At 56.1% G+C, this 19,412-nt stretch carries 18 protein-coding genes and 1 riboswitch; of the genes, 11 read left to right on the top strand and 7 right to left on the bottom strand.

Annotated features, from left to right (window positions below; all coding sequences use genetic code 11):
• Nucleotides 1-408: 408 nt before the first annotated feature.
• Together purH and purD are read left to right on the top strand one after the other, a co-directional pair.
• Complete coding sequence (purH, locus tag ACSPHG_RS01320) at nucleotides 409-1,998, top strand: bifunctional phosphoribosylaminoimidazolecarboxamide formyltransferase/IMP cyclohydrolase (protein ID WP_435951658.1); 1,590 nt, start codon at nucleotides 409-411, stop codon at nucleotides 1,996-1,998.
• A 16-nt stretch (nucleotides 1,999-2,014) separates the two neighbouring features.
• Entirely contained in the window at nucleotides 2,015-3,307 is a 1,293-nt protein-coding gene (purD, locus tag ACSPHG_RS01315) for a phosphoribosylamine--glycine ligase (protein WP_435951657.1), read from the top strand.
• A gap of 170 nt (nucleotides 3,308-3,477) precedes the next feature.
• On the opposite strand, the gene ACSPHG_RS01310 is transcribed toward purD, so the two are convergent.
• The 6 genes from ACSPHG_RS01310 to nudC form a co-directional block, all read right to left on the bottom strand.
• Nucleotides 3,478-4,170 carry a DUF1481 domain-containing protein gene (locus tag ACSPHG_RS01310; protein ID WP_435951656.1) on the bottom strand — a complete coding sequence of 231 codons (693 nt, stop codon included), beginning with the start codon at nucleotides 4,168-4,170 and terminating at the stop codon, nucleotides 3,478-3,480.
• Nucleotides 4,171-4,183: 13 nt separating this feature from the next.
• Nucleotides 4,184-4,456 carry a nucleoid-associated protein HU-alpha gene (hupA, locus tag ACSPHG_RS01305; protein WP_002445246.1) on the bottom strand — a complete coding sequence of 91 codons (273 nt, stop codon included), beginning with the start codon at nucleotides 4,454-4,456 and terminating at the stop codon, nucleotides 4,184-4,186.
• Nucleotides 4,457-4,642: 186 nt separating this feature from the next.
• A complete protein-coding gene (locus ACSPHG_RS01300; protein ID WP_435951655.1) occupies nucleotides 4,643-5,233 on the bottom strand; it encodes a YjaG family protein in 591 nt (196 codons plus the stop codon).
• Between the two features lie 43 nt (nucleotides 5,234-5,276).
• Nucleotides 5,277-5,948, bottom strand: a complete 672-nt coding sequence (gene nfi, locus ACSPHG_RS01295; RefSeq protein WP_435951654.1) for a deoxyribonuclease V — start codon at nucleotides 5,946-5,948, stop codon at nucleotides 5,277-5,279.
• Nucleotides 5,949-5,963: 15 nt separating this feature from the next.
• On the bottom strand, nucleotides 5,964-7,028 hold the full coding sequence (hemE, locus tag ACSPHG_RS01290) for a uroporphyrinogen decarboxylase (RefSeq protein WP_435951653.1): 1,065 nt from the start codon (nucleotides 7,026-7,028) through the stop codon (nucleotides 5,964-5,966).
• A 41-nt stretch (nucleotides 7,029-7,069) separates the two neighbouring features.
• Nucleotides 7,070-7,843, bottom strand: coding sequence for an NAD(+) diphosphatase (gene nudC / locus ACSPHG_RS01285; protein ID WP_435951652.1), 774 nt, complete (start codon nucleotides 7,841-7,843; stop codon nucleotides 7,070-7,072).
• A 94-nt stretch (nucleotides 7,844-7,937) separates the two neighbouring features.
• Between nudC and rsd the strand changes: the two genes are divergently transcribed.
• The 9 genes from rsd (at nucleotide 7,938) to ACSPHG_RS01240 (ending at nucleotide 15,020) form a co-directional block, all read left to right on the top strand.
• Nucleotides 7,938-8,441 carry a sigma D regulator gene (rsd, locus tag ACSPHG_RS01280; RefSeq protein WP_435951651.1) on the top strand — a complete coding sequence of 168 codons (504 nt, stop codon included), beginning with the start codon at nucleotides 7,938-7,940 and terminating at the stop codon, nucleotides 8,439-8,441.
• Between the two features lie 51 nt (nucleotides 8,442-8,492).
• Nucleotides 8,493-8,602: riboswitch (TPP riboswitch) on the top strand.
• An 89-nt stretch (nucleotides 8,603-8,691) separates the two neighbouring features.
• Entirely contained in the window at nucleotides 8,692-10,590 is a 1,899-nt protein-coding gene (gene thiC / locus ACSPHG_RS01275) for a phosphomethylpyrimidine synthase ThiC (protein WP_435951650.1), read from the top strand.
• Complete coding sequence (gene thiE, locus ACSPHG_RS01270; RefSeq protein WP_435951649.1) at nucleotides 10,587-11,222, top strand: thiamine phosphate synthase; 636 nt, start codon at nucleotides 10,587-10,589, stop codon at nucleotides 11,220-11,222. Before thiC ends, thiE begins: the two co-directional genes overlap by 4 nt.
• The gene (locus ACSPHG_RS01265; protein ID WP_435951648.1) at nucleotides 11,215-11,967 is read left to right on the top strand and encodes a HesA/MoeB/ThiF family protein; all 753 of its coding nucleotides are present in this window, start codon (nucleotides 11,215-11,217) and stop codon (nucleotides 11,965-11,967) included. Before thiE ends, ACSPHG_RS01265 begins: the two co-directional genes overlap by 8 nt.
• Complete coding sequence (gene thiS, locus ACSPHG_RS01260) at nucleotides 11,951-12,151, top strand: sulfur carrier protein ThiS (protein WP_435951647.1); 201 nt, start codon at nucleotides 11,951-11,953, stop codon at nucleotides 12,149-12,151. The genes ACSPHG_RS01265 and thiS overlap by 17 nt, the downstream gene beginning before the upstream one ends.
• A 1-nt stretch (nucleotide 12,152) precedes the next feature.
• Entirely contained in the window at nucleotides 12,153-12,932 is a 780-nt protein-coding gene (thiG, locus tag ACSPHG_RS01255; protein ID WP_435951646.1) for a thiazole synthase, read from the top strand.
• Nucleotides 12,933-12,934: 2 nt separating this feature from the next.
• Entirely contained in the window at nucleotides 12,935-14,065 is a 1,131-nt protein-coding gene (thiH, locus tag ACSPHG_RS01250; RefSeq protein WP_435955920.1) for a 2-iminoacetate synthase ThiH, read from the top strand.
• A 324-nt stretch (nucleotides 14,066-14,389) separates the two neighbouring features.
• Nucleotides 14,390-14,695 (top strand): PTS sugar transporter subunit IIB, encoded by a 306-nt coding sequence (locus ACSPHG_RS01245; RefSeq protein ID WP_435951645.1) that lies wholly within the window; start codon nucleotides 14,390-14,392, stop codon nucleotides 14,693-14,695.
• Between the two features lie 7 nt (nucleotides 14,696-14,702).
• A complete protein-coding gene (locus ACSPHG_RS01240; protein ID WP_435951644.1) occupies nucleotides 14,703-15,020 on the top strand; it encodes a PTS lactose/cellobiose transporter subunit IIA in 318 nt (105 codons plus the stop codon).
• Between the two features lie 126 nt (nucleotides 15,021-15,146).
• Here ACSPHG_RS01240 and rpoC read toward each other — a convergent pair whose 3' ends face one another.
• Nucleotides 15,147-19,370, bottom strand: a complete 4,224-nt coding sequence (gene rpoC / locus ACSPHG_RS01235) for a DNA-directed RNA polymerase subunit beta' (RefSeq protein WP_435951643.1) — start codon at nucleotides 19,368-19,370, stop codon at nucleotides 15,147-15,149.
• Nucleotides 19,371-19,412: the final 42 nt, after the last annotated feature.

Genomic DNA, 19,412 nt, shown 5'->3' with positions numbered 1-19,412 from the left:
GGGTAACTCGAGGTGGCGTATATTACGCTTTCCTCTTTAAGAGTCAAGTCTAAATTTCAGAACTTTTCACTCTCATCGCCGCCGTTACTCTGTGATGTTGTTCACATGTTCCGTGTCGATGGAGGCGCATTATAGGGAGTTCTCTTCAGGCTGCAACACTAAATTCGCACTAATTTGACTGACTGCTGCAATCCCCAGCAAAACCCCGCCTTATACCAACTTGTGCACAAACTTATCCACAATCGTGATTTGAGCTGAAATTTCGCGAGCGTGACGCAAACGTTTTCGCTACAATGCACCGCGATAAAAGGACGCCCCGTTTTGGGGCGTTAGCTGAGTTTTATGAAAGAAAAACGAGAATTCAGCTAACGCTCTTCTATATGCGAACCAAAGCTAAGGGATCAAACCATGCAACAACGTCGTCCTGTACGCCGCGCTCTGCTCAGTGTTTCTGACAAAGCCGGTATCGTCGAATTCGCCCAAGCGCTCTCCCAACGTGGCGTGGAGCTGCTTTCCACAGGCGGAACCGCTCGTCTGCTGGCTGATGCTGGCTTACCGGTAACCGAAGTCTCTGACTACACCGGTTTCCCGGAGATGATGGACGGACGCGTCAAAACCCTGCATCCAAAAGTTCACGGCGGTATTCTTGGCCGTCGCGGTCAGGACGATGCCATCATGGCCGAACACGCCATCTCCCCTATCGATATGGTTGTTGTTAACCTCTATCCGTTTGCCCAGACGGTTGCACGTGAAGGCTGCTCTTTAGAGGACGCGGTTGAGAATATTGATATTGGCGGCCCAACCATGGTGCGCTCGGCGGCGAAGAACCATAAAGATGTGGCGATCGTAGTAAAGAGCAGCGACTACCAGGCGATTATCAACGAGCTGGATAGCAATGAAGGCTCCCTGACGTTAGAAACCCGTTTCGATCTCGCTATTAAAGCCTTCGAGCACACCGCCGCCTACGACAGCATGATTGCCAACTACTTTGGCAGCCTGGTTCCGGCCTATCACGGCGAAAGCAAAGAACCCGCAGGCCGTTTCCCCCGCACCCTCAACCTGAACTTCATTAAGAAGCAGGATATGCGCTACGGCGAAAATAGCCACCAGCAGGCCGCCTTCTATATAGAAGAAGAAATTAAAGAGGCGTCCGTTGCCACCGCAACTCAGGTTCAGGGCAAAGCGCTTTCCTATAACAACATCGCGGATACCGACGCCGCGCTGGAATGCGTGAAGGAATTCAGCGAGCCAGCCTGCGTCATCGTGAAGCACGCCAACCCTTGCGGCGTGGCGGTGAGCGATTCCCTTCTTGATGCTTACGACCGCGCTTACAAAACCGACCCGACCTCCGCATTCGGCGGCATCATCGCTGTCAACCGCGAGCTTGACGCCGAAACCGCGCAGGCGATTATCTCCCGCCAGTTTGTGGAGGTGATCATTGCGCCTTCCGCCAGCGAAGAGGCTCTTAAAATTACCGCTGCGAAGCAGAACGTCCGTGTGTTGACCTGCGGCCAGTGGCAGCAGCGCGTTCCGGGCCTGGATTTCAAACGCGTGAACGGCGGTCTGCTCGTTCAGGATCGCGACCTCGGCATGGTTACCGCATCCGATCTGCGCGTAGTCAGCAAGCGTAAGCCAACCGAGCAGGAACTGCGTGACGCGCTGTTCTGCTGGAAGGTTGCCAAGTTCGTGAAGTCCAACGCTATCGTTTATGCCCGCGAGAATATGACTATCGGCATAGGCGCAGGCCAGATGAGCCGCGTTTACTCCGCTAAAATTGCCGGTATCAAAGCAGGCGATGAGGGTCTGGAAGTGAAAGGTTCGGCGATGGCCTCAGATGCGTTCTTCCCGTTCCGCGACGGCATTGATGCTGCGGCAGCGGTCGGCGTGAGCTGCGTGATCCAACCGGGCGGTTCGATCCGCGATGACGAAGTGATCGCCGCAGCCGACGAGCACGGGATCGCAATGATCTTCACCGACATGCGCCACTTCCGCCATTAATCCGGAGCCTTAACGAATGAAAGTTTTAGTGATTGGTAACGGCGGGCGCGAACACGCGCTGGCCTGGAAAGCATCGCAGTCGCCGCTGGTCCGCACCGTCTTTGTTGCTCCCGGCAACGCGGGCACAGCGCTGGAACCGGCTTTGCAAAACGTAGCTATCGGTGCGACGGATATCCCCGCCCTGCTCAGCTTCGCGCAAAATGAAAAAATTGACCTGACGATCGTTGGCCCCGAAGCGCCGCTGGTGATTGGCGTGGTTGACGCGTTCCGTGCAGCAGGCCTGAAAATTTTTGGTCCAACACAGGGCGCTGCCCAGCTAGAAGGCTCCAAAGCCTTTACGAAGGATTTCCTGGCCCGTCACAAAATCCCGACCGCCGAATACCAGAACTTCACCGAAGTCGAGCCGGCGCTGGCCTACGTTCGTGAAAAAGGCGCGCCTATCGTCATCAAAGCAGACGGTCTGGCCGCGGGCAAAGGTGTGATCGTCGCAATGACGCTCGAAGAAGCGGAAGCCGCGGTTAACGATATGCTGGCGGGCAACGCGTTTGGCGACGCCGGGCACCGCATCGTCGTGGAAGAGTTCCTCGACGGTGAAGAGGCCAGCTTCATCGTGATGGTCGACGGCGAGAACGTGCTGCCGATGGCAACCAGCCAGGATCACAAACGCGTTGGCAACGGTGATACCGGCCCGAACACCGGCGGTATGGGCGCTTACTCTCCGGCCCCCGTCGTAACCGATGAAGTCCACCAGCGTGCGATGGACCTGGTTATCTGGCCAACCGTGCGCGGCATGGCGGCGGAAGGCAATACCTATACCGGTTTCCTGTATGCCGGGCTGATGATCGACAAGCAGGGCAACCCGAAGGTTATCGAATTCAACTGCCGCTTTGGCGACCCGGAAACGCAGCCTATCATGCTGCGCCTGCAGTCGGACCTGGTCGAGCTGTGTCTGGCGGCCTGCGACGGCAAGCTTAACGAAACAAGCTCAAAGTGGGACGAACGTCCTTCTCTGGGCGTGGTAATGGCTGCCGGTGGCTATCCGGCGGACTACCGCACCGGGGACGTTATTCACGGCCTGCCGCTTGAGGAAGTCGCCGATGGCAAAGTGTTCCACGCCGGAACCCAACTGCGTGAAGACGACATGGTGACCACCAGCGGCGGCCGCGTGCTGTGCGTGACGGCGCTGGGCGATACCGTGGCGGCGGCTCAGAAGCGTGCCTATGAGTTAATGAAGGATATCCACTGGGACGGCAGCTTTAGCCGTTCGGATATTGGCTATCGCGCCATTGAGCGTGAAAACGCGAAATAAGCAGGAACGGCTGGCGAGGCTTGTTGATTATGTCGGGTGGCACTTCGTTTACCCGACCTACCGATTGTGATATCTGAAACTATGTCGGGTAGCACTTCGTTTACCCGACCTATAAAACACCCGTAGGGTGGATAAGCGCTAGCGCCATCCACCACATGAAGACATTTATCTCAGAAGTCGTCCGGCTTCGGCTGCCAGCTACAGAAATCCTCATTCGCCACGAGCAGCAGCTGTGACCCTTCCGGCGCTTCCAGCCAGGCGATGCTTACTTCAAGCGATGAATGGCTCTGGCGGTTCGCTATATGGCTTAGCGCTTCGCTATCCAGCTTCGGCTTGAAGGTTTCCCCTTCGCAGGTTGTTACCGTACCGTTGCGATGCCAGCGCCCCTGTTGCAGTACCACTTTGCCGATGCGAAGCGCTTCGCTGGTTTCTTTGGTGCGCGAGGCCTGATATTGATGCAGAGCGATCTGTTCGTTCGAGAGCTGCTGTTTCTGGCCGCTCACCTCGCGCTGCATAAAGCTCAGCTCGCCGCGATCGTCAAAACGCACTTTGATATGTTCGGGTGTCTTGCCCTGAATGTTCTGTTCGATAAAGACCAGGCTGTCGCCCTGCCAGCGGTATTCACTGGTGGTGGTCGCACCGCTTCTGATCGGGCTAAATGCCGTCAGCATGTGCACCGTGCCGTCGTTATTGTCTTTACGCCAGATACGCACCACGCCCTGATCGGCGATGTAGCCGCTGGCGGTGAAGGGCGGGAGTTTATTACTGCTACAGGCCGTGAGCAGCAGCGCGCCCGTCAACGCCATCAGAGGACGCCAGACAGACAAAAGGGGCGAAGCCGCCCCTCTGCTAAAACTGTTCACCGACACGCGTTAATTACTTAACCGCGTCTTTCAGTGCTTTACCAGAAACAAATGCCGGCACGTTAGCTGCGGCGATTTTGATTTCTTTACCGGTCTGTGGGTTGCGGCCAGTGCGCTCAGCACGGTGGTTCACTTTGAAGGTACCGAAACCAACCAGTTGTACAGCATCACCTTCTTTCAGAGACTCAGTAATTGCAGCCAGAGTGGATTCCAGAGCAGCTTTAGCCTGTACTTTGGACAGGTCAGCCTTGTCAGCAATTACATCAATCAGTTGAGTCTTGTTCATAAGTTATCCTTACAATGTGTTTATCGCTTGCTAAGCATCGAGTGCGACGGAAATGCCAGAAAAGCACTCTCCTGCATACACGCACCGATAGCCACTTTTTTTCGCCCCACAAATGTAGACCAGACGGGGGGTTAATTGGAAGCCTTCAGGCCCTACAATTCGGACTGTACGTCACGTTTTGTTGTCTTACTGCTGAAAATTTATACCGATATTGCTGCTACCGGCCTCGCGCAGGTCCGCGCGCAGTCCTTTGATCAGTTCAATATCGCGTTCTTCGCAGTCGGCCAGCAGGCGGAAAATCTCCCACTGAATGTCCCATTCCTCTTCCACGGCCGGGTTTGCACGTAGCTCTTCTTCGGTCATTTCACGACCGGCCTGAGTCATTTCGAGCATCGCAACGGTGGTAATAGACGTTTTACTGACCTCGATGGCATGCTCCAGCGTTTCGCCGGAAAGCCGAGAGTGAAGCAGTTCGCTCAACGCCACGCACGCATCGATTGCCGGATAGACGCCGTAGATATCATAGTCGTCAGCGGAAGGAATCGCCTCCTCGAGTTTCTCGAGCTGGCTGTCGAAGTTCACCTTCGCGTCTTTTACCGTCAGCGTTTCCCACACGAGGTCAACGATACGGCGGTAAAGCTGCGGGTCGCCAAAGCCGGTTTGCTGGCAAAACATGGCGTAGTTCGGGTACATGCGCTCGCATAAAGAAGCCATGAAAGTGACGTGCTGCCAGCTTTCCAGCTTCTCCAGGCGCAGATGGATTGGGTTTTGTAGCATAACGATGTCTCAAAGACGGGAAATTAGCGGCAGTTTACCCTAATCACCCCTGAATTGCTTGCCACCGCGCGAAAGCCGGGCGGCCCGATGCAACGGCATCAGCCCAGCGCGTAGGCTCCGGTAAACGGTAGCCCGCCATGCACCTTTGCACCCACAGCAGCGCCGTGTCGACACTCACGCGGTGCCCGGTTGCCACGAAGAGTGGATTGCAACGTTTTTTGCTGCGCCACACCCAGGCAAGCTGTTCGCCTTTGTCGATAAGCGGCTGTTTCTCGCCCACCTCATCGCCCAGCGGCTCAAAGCGCCCGCACAGGCGCTTCTTGGCAACGCCGATGGTCGGCACATCCACCAGCAGGCCAAAATGGCTGGCAACGCCGAGACGGCGCGGGTGAGAGATCCCATGCCCGTCAACAAACAGCAGGTCCGGCCTGCGCGAAAGCATATCCCACGCCGCGAGCAGCGCAGGATATTCACGAAACGACAGGAAGCCGGGGATGTAAGGCATAGTGGTAGCGATGCGCGCCACCTTGTATTCCACCAGTTCAAGGGAAGGATATTTCAGCAGCACGATGGCGGCGCGGGTGACTTCCCCGCCTTGCTCGAAACCGACGTCGGCACCGGCGATAAACTGCGGCGGATCGACATCAAAGCGATCCTCGCGGATCACACTGGATGCCAGTTCGATCTGTTGCTGACGAAGCGCTGCGAGATCCATTCCCTCTCCTTTGTTTTACTGATGATATGGCGCGGACAGGCGGTGTACCGCCTCAACGAACGCGCCCGCATGTTCTGGCGGAACGTCCTGATGGATGCCGTGACCAAGGTTGAATACGTGCCCTTCACCTTTGCCAAACCCGGCCAGAATCGTTGAAACTTCTTCTTCGATACATGCAGGCGGCGCGTAAAGCATAGACGGGTCCATATTGCCCTGTAGCGCAACTTTATGCCCCACGCGACGGCGCGCGTCGGCGATGTCTATCGTCCAGTCCAGGCCCAGCGCGTCGCAGCCGGTTTCTGCCATCGCTTCCAGCCACTGCCCGCCGCCTTTAGTAAACAGCGTGACCGGCACCCGGCGGCCTTCGTTTTCACGCAGCAGGCCATCGACAATTTTGTGCATGTAATAGAGAGAGAATTGCTGGTAGTCGCGGCCTGTCAGCACGCCGCCCCAGGTATCGAAGATCATTACCGACTGCGCGCCGGCTTTGATCTGCGCGTTCAGGTACAGCGTGACGCTCTGCGCCAGCTTGTCGAGCAGCAGATGCAGCGCCTGCGGGTCGGCGTACATCATCTTTTTGATAACGGTAAAAGCTTTGCTGCTACCGCCTTCGACCATATAGGTCGCCAGCGTCCACGGGCTGCCGGAGAAACCAATCAGCGGCACCTGACCTGCGAGGTTTTTACGGATGGTGCGTACCGCGTTCATCACGTAGCCCAGTTCGTCTTCCGGGTCCGGAATCGGCAGCTTTTCGACGTCGGCGCGGCTGGTAATCGGCGAGCTGAAGCGTGGGCCTTCGCCCGCTTCGAAATATAGACCCAGCCCCATCGCATCCGGCACGGTGAGGATGTCTGAGAAGAGGATCGCCGCATCAAGCGGGTAGCGGCGCAGCGGCTGCAGGGTGACTTCGCAGGCAAGCTCGGCGTTTTTGCACAGGGACATAAAGTCGCCGGCAATAGCGCGGGTGGCTTTGTACTCTGGCAAATAGCGCCCCGCCTGCCTCATCATCCATACAGGCGTGATGTCTACTGGCTGACGCTGCAAGGCGCGGAGGTAACGATCGTTCTTCAGTTCAGTCATTTTTAGCATTTCCTTTAGCTGTATCCGCCCAGTTTACCACGTCATTCATACTCTGCCCGACACTGAGCGACGGTGTCTTCTATCAGACGGCGCGCCACCGTGCCAGCCGGAGGGATAAGCGGCAGCTGGTCGTAGCGATACCACTGCGCGTCAATCAGCTCTTTAGGATCGATTTTGATATCACCGCTGTGGTAGTCGGCCATAAACGCGGTCATCAGCGACTGCGGGAAAGGCCAGGGCTGCGAAGTCACGTAGCGCAGATTTTTCACGCGGATGCTGCTCTCTTCCATCACTTCACGCGCGACGGCCTGCTCTAAGGTTTCGCCGACTTCAACAAAACCGGCCAGCACGGTATAAACCCCGTTGCGATGGCGTGTATGTTGGGCAAGCAGGATATGATCGTCCCGGCGGATGGCGACGATGATGCAGGGCGCAATCTGCGGATAGTAGCGTTCGCGGCAGTGGCTGCAGAGCATCGCCCATTCGGTTTTGCTGGGGTGCATCTCATGGCCGCAGTAGCCGCAAAATTTGTGCGAACGGTAAAACTCGGCCAGCTGAACGCCCCGCCCTGCAAGCTGAAACAGGCCCACGTCCTGGTCGATAACCTGGCGCACCGAGCCCATTTCCTGGCGGCGATTCTGGCGAATCAGCCATACCGGCTCGCCTTCCCACTCGCCGATTTGCAGACCATTCGCGCCTTCAAGCTGGAAGTCCGCCGCCGATCCGTGAGGCAGCTCGCCTTTTGGCAGCCACAATTTTTGTTCATGACTGACGATAAACCAGCCCTGATCTAACTTTTGAATGACACGTTCCATAACCTGGTGCACATCCCCCTGGACACTGGTATAAACAATAGTTGTTATATTTTGGGTACGTTTGCGTTAAATCTTGCAACTCACGGAGTCAAACATGCTGAACCAGCTAGAAAGCCTGACTGAGCGCGTTGGCGGTAGCAATGAGTTAGTCGACCAATGGCTATATGCCCGCAAACATTTGCTCGTGGCGTATTACAACATGGTCGGGATCAAGCCTAACAAGGAATCGCTCTCTGCGCTTAATGAAAAGGCGCTGGATAATTTTTGCCACAACCTGGTGGACTACCTTTCAGCCGGCCATTTCAATATTTATGAGCGCATTATCGATGAAATGGAAGGTGCCAGCCCGCTTTTAGCGGCCACTCAAATCTACCCGCAGCTCGAAGCCAATACCCAGCAGATCATGGATTTCTACGATACCAATCTGGAAAACGCCATCGACGACGACAACTGTATTGAGTTCCAGCAGGCGTTGTCCGGCATCGGTGAAGCGCTGGAAGCGCGTTTCTCGCTGGAAGATAAGCTCATCGAACTGGCGTACGCCAACAATCTGCACAGCAGCGCCAACGACACGGATAGCCTTGCACGCCCGGCTTGAGTTCTGCGCTGTTAACGAGTAATTTACAACTTCACCCGTAGCAATACGGGTTTCTTCTTGTCGGAGTGCCGAGTGCGAAAGCACCGGCTGAGACCGTTAATTCGGGATCCGCGGAACCTGATCAGGTTAAAACCTGCGAAGGGAACAAGAGTAATTCTGCTTTTGGGTACGGCCTTTTTCGGGCGCCCCACATCCATTACTCCATCCGTCGTTCTGACAAGCCACTCCTGATCGAATCCTGGAATGAGCTATGTCTGCATCTGAAAAACCAACACGTCGCGAACAGCGCGCGGCTGCGCTTCACTTTATCAACACGCTAGAAGGCACCGCCTTCCCAAATTCCCAGCGCATTTATCTTTCCGGCTCGCGGGAGGATATTCGCGTGCCGATGCGGGAAATCCAGCTTAGCCCAACGATGGCGGGCGGCAGTAAAGACAATCCGCAATATGAACCTAACGACGCGGTGCCGGTTTACGACACCTCCGGCCCGTATGGCGATCCAAACGTTAGCATCGACGTGCTGCGCGGGCTGCCGCCGCTGCGAAGCGGATGGATTGAAGAACGCGCCGACTGCGAAACGCTCAACGACCGCAGCTCTGCCTACACGAAAGAGCGCCTTGCGGACGACGCCCTGGACGACCTGCGCTTTGAAACGCGCCTTACGCCCAAACGCGCTAAAACCGGCAAATGCGTCACCCAGCTGCATTACGCGCGCCGAGGCATCGTCACGCCTGAGATGGAGTTTATCGCCATCCGCGAAAACATGGGCCGCGAGCGCATTCGCGATGCCGTATTACGCCACCAGCATCCGGGCGAAGCCTTTGGCGCTCGTTTGCCGGAAAATATCACGCCCGAATTTGTGTGTGACGAGGTGGCCGCAGGCCGGGCGATTATCCCCGCCAATATCAACCACCCAGAATCTGAACCGATGATTATCGGGCGCAACTTCCTGGTGAAGGTCAACGCCAATATCGGCAACTCGGCGGTGACCTCATCCATTGAAGAAGAAGTGGAGAAGCTGGTCTGGTCAACGCGCTGGGGGGCGGACACCGTGATGGACCTGTCCACCGGGCGCTATATCCACGAAACTCGCGAATGGATCCTGCGCAACAGCCCCGTTCCTATCGGCACCGTGCCGATTTACCAGGCATTGGAAAAGGTCAACGGCATGGCCGAAGACCTGACCTGGGAGATGTTCCGCGACACGCTGCTGGAGCAGGCCGAACAGGGCGTGGACTACTTCACCATTCACGCTGGCGTGCTGCTACGCTACGTGCCGATGACCGCCAAACGCCTCACCGGCATCGTCTCACGCGGCGGGTCGATCATGGCGAAATGGTGCCTTTCCCATCATGAGGAAAACTTCCTTTACGAACATTTCCGCGAAATCTGCGCAATCTGCGCGGCCTATGACGTCTCGCTTTCTCTTGGCGACGGGCTGCGCCCTGGCTCCATTCAGGACGCCAACGACGAGGCGCAGTTCGCAGAGCTGCACACGCTGGGCGAGCTGACCAAAATCGCCTGGGAGTACGACGTACAGGTGATGATCGAAGGCCCGGGACACGTGCCGATGCAGATGATCCGCCGCAACATGACCGAAGAGCTGGAGCACTGCCACGAAGCGCCGTTCTACACCCTCGGCCCGCTGACCACGGACATCGCCCCTGGCTACGACCATTTCACCTCGGGAATCGGCGCCGCGATGATCGGCTGGTTCGGCTGCGCGATGCTTTGCTACGTGACGCCAAAAGAGCACCTCGGCCTGCCGAATAAAGAGGACGTGAAGCAGGGCTTGATAACCTACAAAATTGCGGCGCATGCCGCAGATCTGGCGAAAGGCCATCCGGGCGCGCAGATCCGCGACAACGCCATGTCGAAAGCGCGCTTCGAATTCCGCTGGGAAGACCAGTTCAACCTTGCGCTCGACCCCTTCACCGCCCGCGCTTACCACGACGAAACGCTGCCGCAGGAATCCGGCAAGGTCGCGCACTTCTGTTCCATGTGCGGACCGAAATTCTGCTCGATGAAAATCTCCCAGGAAGTGCGCGACTTTGCCGCGAAGCAGGTCATTGAAGTGGGAATGGAAGACATGTCGCAAAACTTCCGCGCAAAAGGCGGGGAAATCTATCTGCGCCAGGAGGAAGTATGAGCCTGAAAGCTTTTCCCCCTACCCCACGGCGGCTGGGGCTGTACCCAGTGGTCGACAGCGTGGAATGGATTGAGCGCCTGCTTGCTGCGGGTGTTCGCACGATTCAGCTGCGCATCAAGGACAGGCGCGACGAAGACGTTGAAGCAGACGTCATCGCCGCCGTCAGGCTGGGCGAGCGGTATCAGGCCCGGCTGTTTATCAACGACTACTGGCGGCTGGCTATCAAACATCGCGCCTACGGCGTACACCTTGGCCAGGAGGATTTGGATATCGCCAACCTCGACGCCATTCGCAACGCGGGCCTGCGCCTTGGGCTATCCACCCACGACAACATGGAAATGGACCGCGCCCTTGCGGCACGCCCTTCATACATCGCGCTCGGCCACGTTTTCCCAACCCAAACCAAGCAGATGCCTTCATCGCCGCAGGGGCTGGCGCAGCTCGCCGCGCATGTCAAAACGCTGGGTGATTACCCGACGGTGGCGATCGGCGGAATTAGCATCGATCGCGTACCCGCCGTGCTTGCTACGGGCGTGGGCAGCGTCGCCGTAGTGAGCGCGATTACCAAAGCCGCGGACTGGCGTGCGGCGACGGCACAGCTTCTCGAACTGGCGGGAGCAGGCGATGAATGATGCGGATTTCATGCGTTACGGTCGCCAGCTCCTGCTGGAGGATGTGGCCGTAGAGGGGCAAGAAAAGCTGCTCGCCAGCCGGGTGCTGATCGTCGGGCTTGGCGGGTTGGGCTCTCCGGCGGCGCTTTACCTTGCAGGAGCGGGCGTCGGCACGCTGATGCTGGCGGATGATGACCACGTCCATATCAGCAATTTGCAGCGCCAGATTCTGTTTACCTCGCAGGATATCGATCGGCCAAAAGCACGGGCCGCCCGACGGCATCTTGAACGACTCAATCCTGATATCAAACTGGAAGCTATCGCGCAGCGTCTGTCAGGTGAAGCGCTGGCACAGGCGGTGAAAAGCGTCGATGTGGTGCTGGACTGCAGCGACAACATGGCGACGCGGCAGGCGGTAAATGCGGCCTGCGTCGCAAACGACAGACCGCTGATTTCGGCAAGCGGTGTGGGGTTCGGCGGGCAGCTAATGGTATTAACGCCGCCGTGGGCCAGCGGATGCTATCGCTGCATCTGGCCGGACGAACAGGAGCCGGAACGCAACTGCCGCACCGCGGGCGTCCTTGGCCCGGTGGTTGGCGTGATGGGCACTTTGCAGGCGCTTGAAGCCATCAAGCTGCTCACCGGCATGGTGCCGGCCAGCGGCCTGCGGCTGTTCGATGCCCGCCACCACAGCTGGCGCACGCTCGTCATGCAGAAATCGTCCGGCTGCCCGGTTTGCGGGGGGCAAAATGCGCATTCTCTTTAACGATGAGCCGATGCAGTGCGCCGAGGGCCTGACGCTGGCAACGCTGCTCGAACAGCTGCGTTTGCTGAAGCCTGGCGTCGCGCTTGCTCTCAACCAGACAATCGTTCCACGCGAGCAGTGGGAGGCCAGAATGCTGCACGATGGCGACCAAATCCTGCTTTTTCAAGCCATAGCCGGAGGTTGATATGCTACAGATTGCTGACAAGACATTTTCGTCCCGCCTGTTTACCGGTACCGGGAAATTCTCTTCTGCGCAGGTAATGGCAGAGGCTATTCGCGCCAGCGGATCGCAGCTGGTGACGATGGCGATGAAACGCGTCGATCTGCGCAATCATAACGATGCGATTCTGGCTCCCCTGCTGGAGGCGGGAGTGCAGCTTCTTCCCAATACGTCGGGCGCGAAAACAGCCGAAGAGGCGATTTTTGCTGCCCGACTGGCGCGTGAGGCGCTGGGGACGCATTGGGTGAAGCTGGAAATTCATCCTGACGCCCGTTACCTGTTACCCGACCCGATTGAAACGCTGAAGGCGGCGGAAATCCTCGTGAAACAGGGCTTCGTTGTTTTGCCCTACTGCGGCGCCGATCCGGTTTTGTGCAAGCGGCTTGAGGAGGCCGGCTGCGCGGCCGTCATGCCTCTCGGCGCGCCTATCGGCTCCAATCAGGGCCTACAGACCCGCGCGCTGCTGGAAATTATAATCGACCAGGCGAACGTGCCGGTGGTGGTTGATGCCGGAATTGGCGCGCCAAGCCATGCGGCCGAAGCGCTGGAAATGGGGGCATCTGCGGTGCTGGTTAATACCGCGATTGCCGTGGCGAGCGATCCTGTGCAGATGGCCCATGCCTTCCGGCTGGCCGTTGAGGCGGGAGCCATCGCTGCATGTTCGGGACTGGGCGCGCGCCACCAGCAGGCTCATGCTTCAAGCCCGCTTACCGGATTCCTCCAGTTCAGCCGGGAGGAGGCGTAATGATCGGCACCTTTACCGACCGCTGGCGCGAACTCGACTGGGATGACATTAAGCTACGTATTAACTCGAAAACAGCGGCGGACGTCGAGCGGGCGTTGAGCGCCCGCAAAATCACCCGCGACGATCTCATGGCGCTGCTTTCACCCGCCGCAGGCCAGTATCTGGAACCTCTCGCCCGGCAGGCACAGCGCTTAACTCGCCAGCGCTTCGGGAACACCGTCAGCTTTTATGTGCCGCTGTATCTTTCTAACCTCTGCGCCAACGATTGCACCTACTGCGGGTTTTCGATGAGCAACCGGCTCAGGCGAAAAACGCTCGATAAAACCGAGATTGAACGGGAATGCGCGGCAATTCGAAGGCTCGGGTTTGAACACCTGCTGCTGGTCACCGGCGAGCATCAAACCAAGGTTGGTATGGACTATTTTCGCCAGCATCTGCCCACCATTCGTAGCCGATTTAGCTCGCTGCAAATGGAGGTGCAGCCGCTGGACGAACACGAGTATGCGGAGCTAAAAACGCTCGGGCTGGACGGCGTGATGGTTTATCAGGAAACCTACCAGCAGGCGGTTTACGCTCGGCATCATCTGCGCGGCAACAAGCAGGATTTTTTCTGGCGGCTGGAAACTCCGGATCGCCTGGGGCGGGCGGGCATCGATAAAATTGGCCTGGGCGCGTTAATCGGGCTGTCTGACAGCTGGCGTACCGACTGTTTTATGGTGGCGGAACATCTGCTGTGGCTCCAGCAGCACTATTGGCAAAGCCGGTATTCCATTTCGTTCCCTCGCCTGCGGCCCTGCACCGGAGGAGTCGAACCCGCGTCGGTAATGAGCGAAAGCCAGCTGGTGCAGGTGATATGCGCTTTTCGCCTGCTGGCACCGGACGTTGAGCTGTCCCTGTCCACGCGCGAGTCCCCGTGGTTCCGCGACCGGGTTATTCCACTGGCGATAAATAACGTCAGCGCTTTCTCTAAAACTCAGCCGGGCGGCTATGCAGATGATGAGCACCCGGAGCTGGAGCAGTTTGCTCCGCATGATGGACGTACGCCAACTGAAGTGGCTGAGGCATTAGCGCGTGCCGGTCTTCAGCCGGTGTGGAAAGACTGGGACGGCTATCTGGGAAGGTCGCCGCAATAATTTTGCAAGATTGCAGAGGATGGAAAACAGTTTCAGAGCCGCGCCTAAACACTGGTTTCACGGCATTGAAGCCCTTTTCCCGTTGAAATATTGTCTCCCGGTCGGCGCTGAACCCGACCGGGGCAACAACACATCCCTTCTCATTGTTGCCTCGCCCCTCGCGTCCAGGGGGACATTTTTTAATGCGGAAACACAAAATGTAACCGGTTTCAGGATTTCGCCGTTTCTTTTGTGATAGCTCACACACAATCAAGCTAAAGCGGTTGTTGGACTGGCGCCTCGCGGATAATTATCTGTATATCCAACGGACACTGAGAGCAGATTATGAAAAATATCGTTTTGTGTTGTGCTGCAGGTATGTCTACCAGCATTCTGGTTCAACGCATGAAGGATGCCGCGCAGAAGAAAGGTATTGAAGTCTCAATCAAGGCGGTTCCTGTTGCAGAATTCAAAGAGAACATCGATACCGCAGATATTGTGCTCCTCGGTCCACAGGTCAAATACGAGCAGGCCAAGCTTCAGGCCATCGCCGATCCAATGGGTAAGAAAGTTGCCGTCATCGACATGATGGATTACGGCATGATGAAAGGCGACGTGGTGCTCGATAAAGCTTTAAAAATGATGGAGTGATAAAGACGTGGAAGATTTAGAAACGATTATCATGGAGTTGTTGGTCAACGCCGGTAGCGCACGCAGCCAGGCGCTGACAGCTTTACAGCTGGCGCGCAAAGGTGATTTCGCCGGAGCCGAACAGGCGATGGAAGAGTCGAAAGAATTTGTCAAACACGCGCATAAAATTCAAACCCAGCTTATCGGGCTGGATGAAGGCACCGGCAAGCTGCCGGTTAATCTGATCACCGTTCACTCCCAGGATCACCTGATGAACGCGATGGTGATTCAAGATCTGGCGGAAGACATGATTGAGCTGTATCGCCGTATCCCTTTGGTGAAATAGTTTTCCCCGGCGGTTGGCACTGCGTTTATCCGCCCTACAACGACCAGTCCGAACGCTTACATGCTGTTTTACGCGCATAAAAAAACCGCTCTTTCGAGCGGTTTTTGTTTTTAGCGCTTCTGACGATTACTCGTCATTGCCACCGAGGTTACCTGCGTTCAGCAGTTCTGCAAGGCTTGCAGACGCATCTTCAGCAGTGACCTGAGGTACGACAGGCGCTTCGCCCGCAGCACGACGGCGCATACGATCCTGGTGATACGCATAACCGGTACCGGCCGGGATCAGACGACCCACGATAACGTTCTCTTTCAGGCCGCGCAGTTCGTCACGTTTACCCGCAACGGCTGCTTCGGTAAGCACACGAGTGGTCTCCTGGAACGATGCCGCGGAGATGAAGGACTCGGTTGCCAGAGAAGCTTTGGTGATACCCAGCAGATCGCGTGAGAAGGACACGTTGATTTTGCCGTTCGCTTCCAGTTCGCGGTTAGCGATCTTGACGCGAGAGTATTCAGCTTGCTCACCTTCCAGGAAGTCGGAACTACCAGCGTTAACGATGGTTGCTTTACGCAGCATCTGGCGCACGATGACTTCGATGTGTTTATCGTTAATCTTAACGCCTTGCAGACGGTAAACGTCCTGCACTTCGTTGGTGATGTAACGAGTTACAGCATAGACGCCACGCAGACGCAGAATGTCATGCGGAGACTCTGGACCATCGGAAACAACGTCACCGCGTTCTACGCGTTCACCTTCGAACACGTTCAGCTGACGCCATTTCGGAATCATCTCTTCGTAAGCATCGCTGCCGTCGATTGGGGAGATAACCAGACGGCGTTTGCCTTTGGTTTCTTTACCAAACGAGATGATACCGCTGATTTCAGCAAGGATCGCAGGCTCTTTCGGACGACGCGCTTCGAAAAGGTCAGCAACGCGTGGCAGACCACCGGTGATGTCCTTGGTACCACTGGATTCCTGAGGAATACGCGCCAGGGCGTCACCAGAGTGGATCTGAGTACCATCTTCCAACTGAACAATCGCTTTACCCGGCAGGAAGTACTGAGCTGGCATATCTGTACCAGGGATCAGAACGTCGTTGCCATTGGCATCAACAATTTTCAGCGCCGGACGCAGGTCTTTACCACCAGCGGTACGTTCTGCAGAATCCAGAACAACCAGAGATGACAGGCCGGTCAGTTCGTCGGTCTGACGAGTAATGGTCTGGCCGTCAATCATGTCCGTAAAGCGGATGAAACCACTTACTTCGGAGATAACTGGCATGGTATGTGGATCCCAGTTTGCTACGGTCTCGCCCGCTGCAATTTGCTCACCATCACCTTTAGCCATTACCGCACCGTAAGGAATTTTATAATTCTCTTTGGTACGACCGAATTCGTCGATCACTTTCAGCTCGGTGTTACGGGAAGTGACTACCAGTTTACCGGTAGAGTTCACAACCGACTTCGCGTTGCTGAGCTTGATGCTACCTTTGTTCTTAACCTGAATGCTGGATTCAGCCGCAGAACGAGATGCCGCACCACCGATGTGGAACGTACGCATCGTCAGCTGTGTACCAGGTTCACCGATGGACTGTGCCGCGATAACCCCGATAGCTTCACCTTTGTTGATGATATGACCACGTGCCAGGTCGCGACCATAGCAGTGTGCACACACGCCGAAGTCAGTTTCGCAACCTACTACGGAACGGACTTTAACGCTGTCAACAGAGTTAGCTTCTAACAGGTCACACCATTGCTCGTTGAGCAGGGTGTTACGGGTTACCAGGATGTCTGCGGTGCCAGGCTTGAGCACGTCTTCAGCCGTAACACGGCCCAGTACGCGATCGCGTAGCGGTTCTTTAACGTCGCCACCCTCGATAACCGGAGTCATCAGGATGCCTTCGTGAGTACCACAGTCATCTTCGGTCACAACCAGGTCCTGCGCGACGTCAACCAGACGACGAGTCAGATAACCGGAGTTCGCAGTTTTCAGTGCGGTATCCGCCAGACCTTTACGAGCACCGTGTGTGGAGATGAAGTACTGGAGTACGTTCAGACCTTCACGGAAGTTCGCGGTGATTGGCGTTTCGATGATGGAGCCATCTGGCTTAGCCATCAGACCACGCATACCCGCCAGCTGACGAATCTGTGCTGCAGAACCACGCGCACCGGAGTCGGCCATCATGTAGATGCTGTTGAAGGAAACCTGCTGCTCTTCTTCGCCGTTACGGTTAATAACGGTTTCAGTTTGCAGGTTGTCCATCATCGCTTTAGATACACGATCGTTCGCCGCAGCCCAGATATCGATAACTTTGTTGTAACGCTCGCCCGCGGTAACCAGACCAGACTGGAACTGTTCCTGAATCTCAGCAACTTCGGCTTCGGCTTCAGAAATGATTTCAGTTTTCTTCGCTGGGATGACCATGTCATCGATACCTACGGATGCACCTGAACGCGCTGCATAAGCAAAACCGGTGTACATCGTCTGGTCAGCAAAGATTACGGTCGGCTTCAGACCCAAAATGCGGTAACAGGTGTTAAGCATTTTGGAGATCGCTTTCTTGCCCAGCGCCTGGTTGACGATGGAGAAAGGCAGACCTTTCGGTACGATCATCCACAGAATCGCACGACCTACGGTGGTGTCGATAATGCTGGTTTTCGCAACGAATTCGCCGCTTGCGTCTTTTTCATATTCGGTGATACGCACTTTTACACGCGCATGCAGAGAGGCCAGACCTGCGCGATAAATACGCTCAGCTTCTTTAGGGCCAGTCAGCACCATGCCTTCGCCTTTGGCGTTAACACAGTCACGGGTCATGTAGTACAGACCCAATACAACGTCCTGAGAAGGAACGATGATTGGCTCGCCGTTCGCAGGTGACAGGATGTTGTTGGTAGACATCATCAGCGCACGCGCTTCCAGCTGAGCTTCAAGCGTCAGCGGAACGTGTACTGCCATCTGGTCACCATCGAAGTCGGCGTTATATGCCGCACAAACCAGCGGGTGCAGCTGGATAGCTTTACCTTCGATAAGGACGGGTTCAAATGCCTGGATACCCAAACGGTGCAGAGTTGGTGCACGGTTCAGCAGTACCGGGTGTTCGCGGATAACTTCGTCCAGGATATCCCAAACGACAGCTTCTTCGCGCTCAACCATTTTCTTCGCAGCTTTAATGGTGGTAGCGAGACCACGCAGTTCCAGCTTGCCGTAGATGAACGGTTTGAAGAGCTCCAGCGCCATTTTCTTAGGCAGGCCGCACTGATGCAGACGCAGGTATGGACCTACGGTGATTACAGAACGACCGGAGTAGTCAACACGTTTACCCAACAGGTTCTGACGGAAACGACCCTGCTTACCTTTGATCATGTCGGCCAAAGATTTCAGAGGACGCTTGTTAGAACCAGTGATCGCACGACCGCGACGGCCGTTATCCAGCAGGGCGTCAACCGCTTCCTGCAGCATACGTTTTTCGTTGCGTACGATGATGTCCGGCGCAGCCAGATCCAGCAGACGTTTCAGACGGTTGTTACGGTTAATGACGCGACGATACAGATCGTTCAGGTCAGAAGTCGCAAAACGACCACCATCCAGCGGTACCAGCGGGCGCAGATCTGGCGGCAGAACCGGCAGAACGGTCAGGATCATCCACTCTGGCTTGTTACCAGACTGAACGAACGCTTCCAGCAGCTTGATACGCTTGGTCAGCTTTTTACGTTTGGTTTCGGAGTTGGTTTCGTTCAGCTCTTCACGCAGAGTTTCACACTCTTGCTCCAGATCCATGCTCTTCAGCAGGGCCTGAATAGCTTCCGCACCCATCTTCGCGTCGAATTCGTCACCGAACTCTTCCAGCGCATCCAGATACTGCTCTTCAGTCAGGATCTGACGACGCTCGAGGTTGGTCATCCCGCCTTCGATAACAACATAAGATTCGAAGTACAGTACGCGTTCGATATCACGCAGCGGCATATCCAGCAGCAGGCCGATACGGGACGGCAGTGACTTCAGGAACCAGATGTGCGCGGTTGGAGAAGCCAGCTCGATGTGACCCATACGTTCACGACGAACTTTAGTCTGGGTAACTTCTACGCCACACTTCTCACAGATAACACCACGGTGTTTTAAACGCTTGTACTTACCGCACAGGCACTCGTAGTCTTTTACTGGCCCAAAAATACGAGCACAGAACAGGCCGTCACGCTCAGGTTTGAACGTACGGTAGTTAATGGTTTCCGGCTTTTTAACTTCACCGAAAGACCATGAACGGATCATGTCTGGCGAGGCCAGAGCAATTTTGATCGCATCAAACTCTTCGGTTTTAGTTTGCGCTTTCAGAAACTTTAATAAGTCTTTCACGGATTTGCTCCCGTCGGAGTTAGCACTCTCTGATGCCCGGCG

The organism is Dryocola baronae, from assembly GCF_051297175.1.
GTDB lineage: Bacteria > Pseudomonadota > Gammaproteobacteria > Enterobacterales > Enterobacteriaceae > Dryocola.
Note: the sequence above shows the minus strand (reverse complement) of the source record. Positions and strands in the feature narration are given on the sequence as shown.